Source organism: Mucilaginibacter sp. P4_G9 (assembly GCF_056400985.1).
Window position 1 is genome coordinate 1 of the sequence record NZ_JBFUKF010000180.1, and the last position, 11,447, is coordinate 11,447.

Genomic DNA, 11,447 nt, shown 5'->3' on the forward strand with positions numbered 1-11,447 from the left:
GCATTGTGCAACTCAATCATAAATGAGTTCGGATTTTGTAATCTGAGGCCACATTTTAACCCATCCATGGGAACAGCATGGGAAAGATCATTTGAAAAAGCCTTCACATAAAATCCGGAGGCTTTTGTTTATTTTTTTTACATTTAAAATTAATTGAAATACTGGTAAACTTATAGTGGAAAGCATTAACGGCATTATAGATATTGAAAAAATAATTAGCGGAATGGTGCGAATTCCCTTAGGGGAAATTACCTTAAGAGATGATCGTATAAAACATAGCTGGAAAGTAGAAATACAACCGTTTTTATTAGCTAAATATACTGTAACACAGGCTCTTTATTATGACATTGCAAAAGAAAACCCCAGTGTATTTAATGGGGATGAGAACCCTGTTGAAAATGTTTCATGGAAAGATGCCGTATTGTTTTGTAATAAGCTTTCTATCAAAACAGGTCTTGAACCTTTTTATATTTTAGAGCCATCGGGCAATATCGTATATAATTTAAATACTGAAGGCTATAGACTTCCTTCTGAAGCGGAATGGGAATATGCCTGTAAGGCCGGGACAGATGGGATAAGGTACGGCGAGATTGATGACATTGCCTGGTACAAAAAAAATTCGGGACAAACAACGCATAAGGTTGGAATGAAAACACCAAATCCCTGGGGATTATATGACATGCTGGGTAATGTTTGGGAGTGGTGTTCTGACGTGTATGATGAAACAGTTTATGGCTCTTATCGCATTTTTCGAGGAGGTGGCTGGTGCGATGAAGAAAGGGGCTGTTTGTCAACAAATCGCAGGCGAAGTCATCCAACAAGTTTTAAAATTGACGATTTGGGTTTCCGTATTGCACAATCCATCATTGAGTAACCGCCGCACAATACAAATCAGCCATAAAAGAGTTCGGAGTTTGTAATCTGAGGCCACATTTTAACCCATCCATGGGAACAGCATGGAAAAGATTATTGGAAAGTCTTTAGATGGAAGTCTGAAGGGTTCTATCTTTACGTGGTTATGCGACGGTGTATGCTCAAACTCAATTCGAAATGAATTTTATTTTAACCGGGGCCATTATTATTAATGTTGCTATTTGGCTTATCATAGCAAGTAAGAAAAAATCAAAATTTGGAATAAATTTAAAAAGAGTTTATTGCCCGGTCTGTAATAAAAAACAGCCAATAATAAGAATACCTGGAAACAGAAATCAATTCTTGTTTGGGGGAACTACTTGTCCTAAGTGTCATGTAAACCTCGACAAGTATGGAAATGTCATCCAATAACAGATGCTAATAACCTGGGATAGAAATAACACGAATAGAAAAACCGTTATGAGGTAAATTTAAGAGAGCACTCTTCTCCTCTCAAAGGTCAACCTATGCGGCGGCGGCACCTATTCTTCTAAACCTGTCGCGCAATCCAATCAGCCATAAAAGAGTTCCCGTTTTGTTTCTAAGTGAATGGTTAAAGCTATAAGACCAAAATCTTTAACGCTTACGTTCACAGCTGTTAAGTAAGCTGGCCGGGACTCCTTAGTCCCGGCCGTTAATTAGAGAAATTTAGATGGTTACCGGGTAACTTTTTAATTTATTACGATCTATTGCGAAGCTGATTTTATCGATGTATGAAAACAGAAGAATGATAAGGGCAGGCATAGCGGGTAAAATTAGGCGGGGGTATTCGGAATATCCAGCGATAATAGCTACTGCTACCTGTGCAAAAATCAGTAGCCACAATAACAGGCCAAACCAGGGTATTTGTTTTTTTTTGAGCCATCCGGTAATAATCATCACCAAAGTAACCACGATAAAAATATAGAGGATATTAAACGTCACGCAAAATAACATGTACTCGATATTATTCATCCGAAAGGCCAGAAAACAGAGCTTATGATCGGCGTAATTGGTGAATATATTGAGTGTTTGTAAATCGATTAGTTTGCCACCGATAGCCAAAGCAAAAGCAACCGGCTGATTTTTAATACACGACATGATGAAGTGATGGATCCTATCGGGTTCAAATTTCAGCATCACATTCTCGCCCTTACTGGGCTTCCCGGTGTTTTTTTGCTGCAGATCAAGATTAGCTTTTATTGCTGCGGTAATTTCGGGGTCGTTACCATATTGATAAATATTAGCGATGACGATGACCGCCATTTCGTTATTATTACTTACCACGGAAATACCGTTAAAATTGTGATTCTTTTTGTTTAGATGAGAATAACCCATTATTAACAATATAACAACTACCGAGGCAGTTAGCCCGGAAAGGCACATTTTCCAGTCTTTGCGGAAGAAAAGCAACCTCGAAATCCAAAACACAACAATCAACGGCAATAAATAAACAAATGATGGCCGCAACATGATGCAAACAAAAGCAAACAAGGTGAGCGCCCATGCCTTGCCACTGCCCGGCCGTTGCAGGTATTTAACCCCCACATAGATAACCAGCAGGCTACAGCTGATGGAGAGCGATTCGGTGAGCACCATCTTATCAAAATTGATGACGGGTAGTAGTACCCCATATAATAATGTTGCAGAAAATACTACGCCGCTTTGCTTGAAACAAATCTTCACCACATTATAAAACAAAATGATTGCGAGAAATGAAATAATGATTTGTGCAACAACCACATGATCCATCAAATTTTGCTCACCAAACAGCTTCACCAATTTGATAAAGTACGGGTACACCGGCGTACGCAGACCATCGGTTTCGCCTTTTAAAATATTGGCGGGGTAGTTAATATAAGTTGCTGTATCAACCGCACGGGTGGTTAATAAAACCGAATAATAAATTGCCCGCACAACACCACTGACAAGTAAAATCCAAAACAATGGGGCAGTAATAATTTTTACCAGGGTATTATTCCACTTTCCCTTTTGGGCAAAAGCGTTCAGCTTTAAATGCAGATCGGTTTTTAGGCTCATTCTTTTACTAATGGGTGACTTTAGTTGTATTCGTAACCGCAGGGCAAAAGGTTGCTTTGAAGTTCAGGAAGACACCAGTAATAACCATAATTAATTATTAGCCTTTTTGCATCAGTGGGGAACTATAGAGGGGTGATTCGGTCGTTTATCAAATACTCTTTTATTCTTATATCAAATTAAATCGCCGTATTTTAGATAACCCAATTTTTACCTGCCTCCCGGTAGCATTCCCTGGCAGGCAAACCAATTTATTAAAACCGACAATTAATAAGATAAAAAAATGGAACAACAAACTAACCAGCCATCACCCGAAAACATTATGAAAATTGGCACAGGCTTTTGGGCCTCAAAAATTCTTTTAACTGCAGTAAGTTTTCAATTATTCACCACCCTTGCCGAAAAGAAAACGATGAAGGCCAAAGATGTAAAGGACATGTTGGGGCTTAAATGTACAGACAGGAATGTTTATGATTTTTTAGATGCTTTAACCGTGTTTGGTTTTTTAAAGCGTGAAGGTATTTTGGATACCGCTATTTATTCAAATACTGTGGACACAGATACATTTTTAGATAAAAACAAGCCATCATATATTGGAGGGATCCTTGAAATGATGAACAATCGTTTATATACGTTTTGGGGTAACCTGGGCGAGGGGCTGCTTACCGGGCTGCCACAAAACGAAGCAAAAAGAAGCGAAGATTTTTTCGGTTTGATATACAAGGACCCCGAAAAATTAAAAGAATTTACCAATGCAATGACCGGTATCCAAATGGGTAATTTTATGGCCTTTGCTCAAAAATATGATTTTACAAAATATAAAACGCTGATTGATGTAGGCGGTTCGGCCGGGTTGCTTTCACTTATGGTTGCAAAACATAACCCCCATATGCATTGTACAAGTTTTGACCTGCCACCGATTGAGCCTATTGCAAACGCTACCATACAGCAATTTGGCTTATCAGATCGTGTAAAAACCGCAAGCGGCGACTTCTTCACTATGCCAATACCCAATGCAGACATTGTTGTAATGGGAAATATCCTGCATGATTGGGACGAAGAAAATAAAATATCATTAATGAGAAAAGCTTATGACGCACTCCCCGTGGGCGGGGCATTTGTGGCTATCGAAGGCATAATAGATGATGAAAGAAAGCAAAACGCTTTTGGTATGATGATGAGCTTGAATATGCTTATTGAAACAGGAACAGGATTTGATTATACATTTGCCGACTTTAACAGGTGGGCAAATATTGTCGGGTTTAAATCAACCTCAATCATTCCGTTAGCAGGGCCATCAAGCGCGGCAATAGCATACAAATAAAACCGCGTTAACATTGCCACCCTTGGCACAATTCGTGACCTGTGGCTTATACAGTCCCCGCGGGTTCTCTCGGAGAGGAACCTGCGGTTGTACAAGGCCGTCGTGGTTCCCCAAAGCTGCGTTTGTGTAAGATGATCGCGAGTATTGTCCACTCAAGCCCAAATCGCTCCTGCAACTATAAAAGTCCGCTTTGATGTTTTTATATTAGCCCAATAATCATACTTCATATAATACCTTAGCCCAATCACACCTACAAACCCAAACCATGCCGGATATAAACGACAAGCTAACCACCCTCTACGAAATTTTGATTGATAACTCAGAGACGTTTGAGCAAGAGATAATTGACCTGATTAGCGAACCAAACAAAATAAACAGCTTCAATAGTTTTGCATCTTTAATGGTCCTCCTGAAAAACGCCAGGTTTATTGAACCACTGCTGCTACAAATTAGCCGTGCCGAAAAAGGTGACGTTTGGTTATGCGAATTTTTGTATGCCGCGAGTGGATTATTAGGAGAACTTCCGGAAGACGAGGACTTTGACACGCCAAAGAACTTAGTTTCCAAATTGGGCTCATGGATTATTAATTACACGGGCGAACTTGCCTGGATGGCTGCGAGTTTGTTAAAATTCAGCCCGGGCAAATCAGCAGAAAAAATCCAGCTCCAAAAACTGGAAGAACGAGGAGATTTCTTTTTAACTTATGTTGAGTGTATTTCGGGGCTTTTACGTTACCATAAAAGCAAGTACCTCCCATTGGTAAAACAAATTGCGGCAGATGAAACAAGAGACATTAAACTGCGGGAGTTTTGTCAGGATCTTATCGAAAACTGAACAGTAATGGTTGTATAACTAAATAGTTGCCATCTCTTTGTTACGGCAAGTACTTCCCGCTTAGCCCGATAGTTATCTCGGTGCTGTAAAATTAAAACCCACATTTACTCTCGTTTATTCATTCCGGCCCAATGACGATTACACAGAGGGGTACCAGCACTAACGCTCTGATATTAACTGCTCAAACTTTGGTACCGGATAACTGTTATTGAAGCAATAATATTTATTTATACCATGCCATCAAATTTGCTTATTAACTGCCAACGGTTACTTAAAGAACAACACCTTACTATTGCCTTTGCAGAAAGCGCCACTGCCGGACGCCTTTCTGCTGAATTTTCTCTGATCCCGGAGTGCGGTGATATATTAAAGGGCGGTATTGTTTGTTACGACGCCTGTATCAAGCAGGATGTTTTAGGAGTGCCTGCAGAACTGGTAGAGAAATACACACCGGAATCGGCAGAAATAACCAAAGAACTTGCCGTACGGTTGGGAAATTTGATGAAGGCGGATATACAGGTAGCCGTTACCGGGCTAACCATGCCCGGCGGCAGCGAAACACTTGAAAAACCCGTAGGCACAATGTTTATTCACGTTTGGATTAAAGGGAAACACCTGGCCACCAGGGACGTTTATAAAGGATCGCCGGAAGAAATTGTATTGCAAACAATAGACAAGGTAGCGCAATTACTCATTAATGAACTATCCTGATCGTATTAAAAACTGTAGCCATGCCATCTTCAGTTATTTCGGTTATAAGCTATGATGCTGCTTCGTTAACATTAAAAATAACGTATGTATCTGGGGCAATTTATGAATATCGCCACGTTCCGGAAACCATTTATAGGGAAATGAAAGCGTCTGGTGCTAAAGGAATTTATTTAAATCACCATATAAAGGGCAAATACCCATTTGAAAAGGTCGGGTAAATTATGAGCTGTTTAATATGCTGATCCCTGCCATAACTCATATTGTAGTCCTTTACCGCCAGGTAGGCTCCAACACATTTATTCTATCTACTTGCTCTAAATTATTACGGAGTTAGGCTCGCCTGTCTCACCACATAAAAAATATCTTTTTAATTAAGTTAATTTCCAATAATAACATTACATGCTTTAAAAAAGAAAACAGAATAGCTACTCCATTGTATAATTTTTAGCATGAAAACAAAAGCATATACATCCTATTCAAGAGATGGGCTTCGGGAAAGTCCCTGGCAGGAAGCTTTGCCTCCATTAGCAGCGGCGCACTCCAAATTTGATCCCGCTGCTATTTATGATTGCGTGGTAGCCGGAGGCGGCATTACCGGATTATCGGCTGCATTATTATTGCAAAATGCGGGTAAAAAGGTATTGCTGGCAGAGGCCCGCAATATTGGTTTTGGTACAACCGGCGGCACCAGTGCGCATATCAATACCTTTGCCGACACTACATACAAGGAAGCAGAAGACGCGTTTGGAGCAGAGGGCGCCATTTTATTTGCAGAGGCTGTAAATGAAGGTTTCGGGATTATTAAGCAAAATATAAAAACGTACCGTATTGATTGTGATTATGAAAGCCGGGCTGGTTATTTATATGCCGAAGATGAAGACCAGGCTAAACAACTGGACGATGTATATGCAGGTGCCATTAATGCAGGTGTGCCTGTACAATACACGGATAATGTACCCACCCCCATCCCATTTCAAAAAGCATTATTATTTGATGGCCAGGCGCAGTTTCATCCACTAAAATATTTACAGGGCCTGGAAAAATCTTTCCTGGAAGCGGGAGGAACCATTTTGGAAAACACCAGGATCGATCAACTGAGCAGCGATAATGGCATCCATATAGCGGCGGCTGGTTTATTGCGTATTAAAACTAAAAAAGTTATTTATTCAACCCATATCCCGCCAGGTATTACCTCATTTAATTTTCGTTGTGCACCTTACCGCAGTTATATATTGGCTGTTAAACTGAAAAGCGGTACCTATCCCAATGCGCTCATTTACGATATGGAAGAGCCTTACCATTACTTCAGAACACATATCATTGATGGCGAACCGCTACTGATTGCCGGTGGCAATGATCATAAAACCGGACACGATGATCCTGAAAAAGCTTTTGCCGACCTGGAAAAATATATTCGTAAACATTATAATGTTTCTTCTGTAAAATATAGCTGGTCGTCCCAGTATTATGTTCCGGTGGATGGTTTTCCGTATATCGGCCAGATGCCCGAAGCTGCTGACGGTGTTTATTGTGCAACCGGCTACAACGGTAACGGCATGATGCTGGGTTCGGTAGCTGCTAAAATACTGAGCGACCTGGTATCGGGGAAAGAAAATAAGTATACGGCCGTTTTTAGCCCGGCGCGGATTAAACCAATTGCCGGTTTTACTGAATTTGTAAAAGAAAACGCAGATGTAGCTTATCATTTGGTAGCAGATAGATTTAATATACCTGAAACCGACTCTTTAAAGCGCCTGCGCCCTGATAGCGGTAAAGTGATTGAAGTGGATGGTAAAAAAATAGGGGTTTATCGGGATACTGCCGGAACCGTTCACGCCCTTAACCCTGTATGTACCCATGCCGGGTGTATAGTAAACTGGAACCAGGAAGAAAAAAGCTGGGACTGCCCCTGCCACGGAGCCCGGTATGATATAGAAGGCGAAGTATTGAACGGCCCTGCTGATAAAAACTTACAAAAATTTAAAAAGGATGAATAAGGTGGAGAAAATAGCGATTTCGGGCGTAGCCGGTACCAGCTTCATGACGCTGTTTAGCTACCTGGTTTCGCTTATTGAAAAGGAAAATTATAGTGAGCCCGAGCATCTGGGCACACTTATACACCGCCTGCTACCAGGCACTAAAAAACTGAACCAGGCGCAGGGATGGGCTACACATTATGCGGTTGGGTTAATATTTGCGGCGGCTTTTACCGAACTATGGGAACGGAAAAAGATAAAGCCCTCATTAAAGAATGCTTTAATGCTTGGCAGTATTAGTGGCGCTTTAGCCGTTGGGGTATGGAAGCTCACTTTTAAATTACATCCTGCTCCGCCGTGGATCAGGTATACTAAATATTATACCCAGTTGGTGCCCGCCCATGTTATTTTTGCGTTGTTTGCAACAATAAGCTATCGTTTAATTAAACAGATAGAAAGCAAGGGTAACAGCACACACAATTAATGAGTGCTTATACCTACCGTTTTTAAACATCCCGGATAAACGGCCATCCTCATGGCGTCTTTTTCTGCCCATCCCGCCTTTGCTTTCTTATTTAAAACCATCCTTTGTTGTATAGCAATTTATACAGGGTTTTCTATCAAATGGTACAACAGCTTGCTTAACCCGCTATGCGATACAATGACGCCATTGGTTGACTTCTAATTTACCTATTATATAATTTCGTTTCGTTCAAATTTAATTCAAGCAAAAATTGGCATGGTTTTTACAATCTTATAAGTACATCAAACCATAAAAGCTATGAGATCATTATTGTATATCATCGCAGTTATCCTGATTATAGGATGGGCGATCAGTGTGTTTGCTTATTCAGCAACCGGTTTAATTCATGCCTTGCTTGTTATCGCAATAATTGCACTTTTACTTGGCATCATTCAAAGATCATCTTCAACAATTTAAGCTGAACATATGTCATTTAAAAAGTATTAACGCGGGTTAACAGCCCGCGTTTTATTAAATAAGCAGAATACAATGGAAGCAACCTCATCTGAGCCAAAGAAGAATATATTTGAACAATTTGCCAATGCCGTTACCAGATGGACCGGCAGTTCTTCGGCATTTATTTTAGCCGTGCTTACAATCGTGGTTTGGGGAGCAACCGGTCCGGTTTTTCGTTATTCAGAAACCTGGCAGCTGGTGATCAACACAGGTACTACTATCATTACGTTTTTAATGGTCTTCCTGATCCAGAAATCGCAAAACAAGGAATCAAAAGCAATCCAGTTAAAACTAAACGAGTTGATAGCTGCCAACCGGTTTACCAGTAACCGGATGGTAGACGTGGAGGACCTAACAGAAGATGAACTGGATGAACTGCGCGTCTTTTATGCCAGAGTATCCAAGCTTGCGGAAAAAGACGGCGATATTCACAAATCTCATTCCATTGATAAAGCAGAAAGCCTTGAAAAAAAGAAAAGGGAAATAAGGAAGGCAACCAGGAAAAATAATGAAAGAAATACCCGTGAATCTTCTCCAGGCCATAAAATGGATGGCTTATAATTATTAAAAACCATATTGTACTGCATAAAATAATTTACCATCTCCTCGGGTTTTCTCACCCGTGAGCTTGTTGCTGTTTTAAGCTAAAAGTGTTCCCCAAAGCAGCGCGCAGCCAGCCACCGCCAAAAACGTAAAGCCTAACCTACGCTGATTTACACCCGGCACCGGCGCTCTTTACCCTTTTTACTACCTTAAATAAAGGGTAAATAAACCCTTCTAAATACCCCATAACCCACCATACCTGCCCATGGCCTTCCCGCTACCTTTACTTCATCAGGGATCACCAATATCCCGAATTAGGAAAAAATATTTTAAACACTTAACACATCAAAAAATGACAAACGAGAAGAACGGCAATCTGGATGACATTCATCAGTATGCTATTGCAACAGGAAAGAATTTTTCTGTTGAAAAAGGTGCGGGAGCTTTCAGAGGGGTACAAACGGTAGTAAACCTGGGACTATTAGCTTCACCGCTTGAGTTTAGTTCCATTAAACCATCAGAGCCAACAAGCCCCGAAACGCGGTATAAAGTTGCCGCCTGTACCAGCGTATACAAGCGCGACGAACTGCAGCGTGCCTCTACAGAAATTACTGGTTCGTACGGAGCGGCATCTGGTTCAGTAGCGGCGAGTTATGTTAAAAATATCAGCATATCAGAAACGTCGTCGAGCTATGTGGCGTTTTTCCGCAAGTCATACGGGCATGTGCACCTTAACAGCGATGCCAAGTTAACCGCCGATGCCATCACCTTATTAAAAAAAGACGCCAGGCAATTTATAGCAAAATATGGTACCGTGTACATATCTGCCTACCAGCTAACTACCGAGCTTTACGGCGAGGTAAAAATTGATGCCTCCAGCATGGCCGATAAGGTTAAAATGGACGTGGCAGTTAGTGCATCATACAACTCACTTTTAGATGCCAAAGGCAATTTTGAGAGCGACCTGCAAAAATCACAGGCCAAATACAACATGTCTGTTATGGTGAATACCATGGGTACCGATATACCAGGTGGCTCATCAATAAAGGAAATGGCCGAGGCTGTTGCCAAAATCAGGGAACAGAATACGCCAAACCTTGCAATCCTTACCGAGGTTACACTTACCAGTTGGATGCACCTGGCCAACTTTGCAAAAAACGTTAACAACGATGATGTAAAACTATTTGATTGCCGTGTTACACCTGCGCAGTTGGATTTGCACAGCGCAAATTACGAACGCGTAGAATGGATGGCCAATTTCACAAAGGAAAGCATAGAGAACCTGGACAATAAACTGGTTAGGCAATGGCATATTGACGACAAACCACAAAGGACCGAGAAGCTTAAAGAAGCAAGAGGCTTTGCAAACGATTGGGTAAACAAGCTTTCAAAAATCACCGAAGAAGAGGTTGCAAAATAAAATTGCACCCTTTCAAGTTTAACATAGTGGCATCGATTGCTTCCAGTTACGACGGATATAGGCCGCTAATGTTTTACCGCTTCTATGTAAAGGTTGACCCGAACGATAAAATCGCTGTGGTTGAAACTGTTATTGACGTAGATAATGATCATGATAATTGCAGGCATTTTCATGGTCACCTGCATGCTAAATATACAGATGGCAGCCAGGGTAAAGACGGCACCGTAATAAAACCAACCCTTAGCTTCAGTAACTGGTGGGATCGTACCTGCGGCGGCACAGGCTGGTCAAACACGGTTACCTTTAACAATGGCACAAAAGAAAAGTGCGAATTGAACTACAATGATACCGTAAGAACCAATATTGAATACGAGTTTACACTCGGGACATTAAAGACATTGCCTTCTGGTAATGAAGATAATGTAACCGAATTAGCGTACACATACTAAAATAACACCTAAGCCATATCTGCTTATAGATTTTATGAGAAAAGCCTGTAGATTAACTTCTGCAGGCTTTCATGTTTTTGTTTAAACATCCCCTACTTAGCGCAAAGTCATATGAGGCTGCCTGCGGGTTGATGACCTGCGATTTATTTTAGATTTTTGTAAAACCGGGGAACCAAAAAATTCCGGGAACCATCATACTTAATCAAAACACCAAATTGACTAAAAAGGAACCATGTATTATTAAGACTGATAGCCCGGCAACAACGGCGATGTATGAAATAC

At 40.9% G+C, this 11,447-nt stretch carries 12 protein-coding genes; 11 read left to right on the plus strand and 1 reads right to left on the minus strand.

Annotated elements, in window-relative coordinates:
- Positions 1–175 precede the first annotated feature (175 nt).
- Positions 176–874 (plus strand): formylglycine-generating enzyme family protein, encoded by a 699-nt coding sequence (locus AC1DPZ_RS15680; protein ID WP_477405007.1) that lies wholly within the window; start codon positions 176–178, stop codon positions 872–874.
- A gap of 686 nt (positions 875–1,560) precedes the next feature.
- On the opposite strand, the gene AC1DPZ_RS15685 is transcribed toward AC1DPZ_RS15680, so the two are convergent.
- Entirely contained in the window at positions 1,561–2,931 is a 1,371-nt protein-coding gene (locus AC1DPZ_RS15685) for a glycosyltransferase family 39 protein (RefSeq protein WP_477405009.1), read from the minus strand.
- 280 nt (positions 2,932–3,211) lie between these two features.
- Between AC1DPZ_RS15685 and AC1DPZ_RS15690 the strand changes: the two genes are divergently transcribed.
- The 10 genes from AC1DPZ_RS15690 (at position 3,212) to AC1DPZ_RS15735 (ending at position 11,165) form a co-directional block, all read left to right on the plus strand.
- Positions 3,212–4,252 (plus strand): methyltransferase, encoded by a 1,041-nt coding sequence (locus tag AC1DPZ_RS15690; protein WP_477405011.1) that lies wholly within the window; start codon positions 3,212–3,214, stop codon positions 4,250–4,252.
- Between the two features lie 265 nt (positions 4,253–4,517).
- The gene (locus AC1DPZ_RS15695; protein WP_477405013.1) at positions 4,518–5,087 is read left to right on the plus strand and encodes a hypothetical protein; all 570 of its coding nucleotides are present in this window, start codon (positions 4,518–4,520) and stop codon (positions 5,085–5,087) included.
- Positions 5,088–5,321: 234 nt separating this feature from the next.
- Entirely contained in the window at positions 5,322–5,798 is a 477-nt protein-coding gene (locus tag AC1DPZ_RS15700; RefSeq protein WP_477405015.1) for a CinA family protein, read from the plus strand.
- Between the two features lie 20 nt (positions 5,799–5,818).
- Complete coding sequence (locus AC1DPZ_RS15705; protein ID WP_477405017.1) at positions 5,819–6,016, plus strand: KTSC domain-containing protein; 198 nt, start codon at positions 5,819–5,821, stop codon at positions 6,014–6,016.
- Between the two features lie 231 nt (positions 6,017–6,247).
- Positions 6,248–7,795, plus strand: a complete 1,548-nt coding sequence (locus AC1DPZ_RS15710) for an FAD-dependent oxidoreductase (RefSeq protein WP_477405019.1) — start codon at positions 6,248–6,250, stop codon at positions 7,793–7,795.
- Positions 7,788–8,258 carry a hypothetical protein gene (locus AC1DPZ_RS15715; RefSeq protein WP_477405021.1) on the plus strand — a complete coding sequence of 157 codons (471 nt, stop codon included), beginning with the start codon at positions 7,788–7,790 and terminating at the stop codon, positions 8,256–8,258. The genes AC1DPZ_RS15710 and AC1DPZ_RS15715 overlap by 8 nt, the downstream gene beginning before the upstream one ends.
- Before the next feature lie 297 nt (positions 8,259–8,555).
- Positions 8,556–8,714, plus strand: coding sequence for a lmo0937 family membrane protein (locus AC1DPZ_RS15720; RefSeq protein ID WP_477405023.1), 159 nt, complete (start codon positions 8,556–8,558; stop codon positions 8,712–8,714).
- 72 nt (positions 8,715–8,786) lie between these two features.
- Positions 8,787–9,314: a low affinity iron permease family protein gene (locus AC1DPZ_RS15725; RefSeq protein ID WP_477405025.1), complete on the plus strand. Its 528-nt coding sequence runs from the start codon at positions 8,787–8,789 to the stop codon at positions 9,312–9,314.
- 334 nt (positions 9,315–9,648) lie between these two features.
- A complete protein-coding gene (locus tag AC1DPZ_RS15730) occupies positions 9,649–10,716 on the plus strand; it encodes a hypothetical protein (protein ID WP_477405027.1) in 1,068 nt (355 codons plus the stop codon).
- A 26-nt stretch (positions 10,717–10,742) separates the two neighbouring features.
- A complete protein-coding gene (locus AC1DPZ_RS15735; protein ID WP_477405029.1) occupies positions 10,743–11,165 on the plus strand; it encodes a hypothetical protein in 423 nt (140 codons plus the stop codon).
- Positions 11,166–11,447 lie beyond the last annotated feature (282 nt).

What these genes read in the sequence shown, in the direction of transcription:
- AC1DPZ_RS15685 (WP_477405009.1), bottom strand. Translation starts at nt 2,931, where the DNA reads ATGAGCCTAAAAACCGATCTGCATTTAAAGCTGAACGCTTTTGCCCAA.
- AC1DPZ_RS15690 (WP_477405011.1), top strand. Translation starts at nt 3,212, where the DNA reads ATGGAACAACAAACTAACCAGCCATCACCCGAAAACATTATGAAAATT.
- AC1DPZ_RS15695 (WP_477405013.1), top strand. Translation starts at nt 4,518, where the DNA reads ATGCCGGATATAAACGACAAGCTAACCACCCTCTACGAAATTTTGATT.
- AC1DPZ_RS15700 (WP_477405015.1), top strand. Translation starts at nt 5,322, where the DNA reads ATGCCATCAAATTTGCTTATTAACTGCCAACGGTTACTTAAAGAACAA.
- AC1DPZ_RS15705 (WP_477405017.1), top strand. Translation starts at nt 5,819, where the DNA reads ATGCCATCTTCAGTTATTTCGGTTATAAGCTATGATGCTGCTTCGTTA.
- AC1DPZ_RS15710 (WP_477405019.1), top strand. Translation starts at nt 6,248, where the DNA reads ATGAAAACAAAAGCATATACATCCTATTCAAGAGATGGGCTTCGGGAA.
- AC1DPZ_RS15715 (WP_477405021.1), top strand. Translation starts at nt 7,788, where the DNA reads ATGAATAAGGTGGAGAAAATAGCGATTTCGGGCGTAGCCGGTACCAGC.
- AC1DPZ_RS15720 (WP_477405023.1), top strand. Translation starts at nt 8,556, where the DNA reads ATGAGATCATTATTGTATATCATCGCAGTTATCCTGATTATAGGATGG.
- AC1DPZ_RS15725 (WP_477405025.1), top strand. Translation starts at nt 8,787, where the DNA reads ATGGAAGCAACCTCATCTGAGCCAAAGAAGAATATATTTGAACAATTT.
- AC1DPZ_RS15730 (WP_477405027.1), top strand. Translation starts at nt 9,649, where the DNA reads ATGACAAACGAGAAGAACGGCAATCTGGATGACATTCATCAGTATGCT.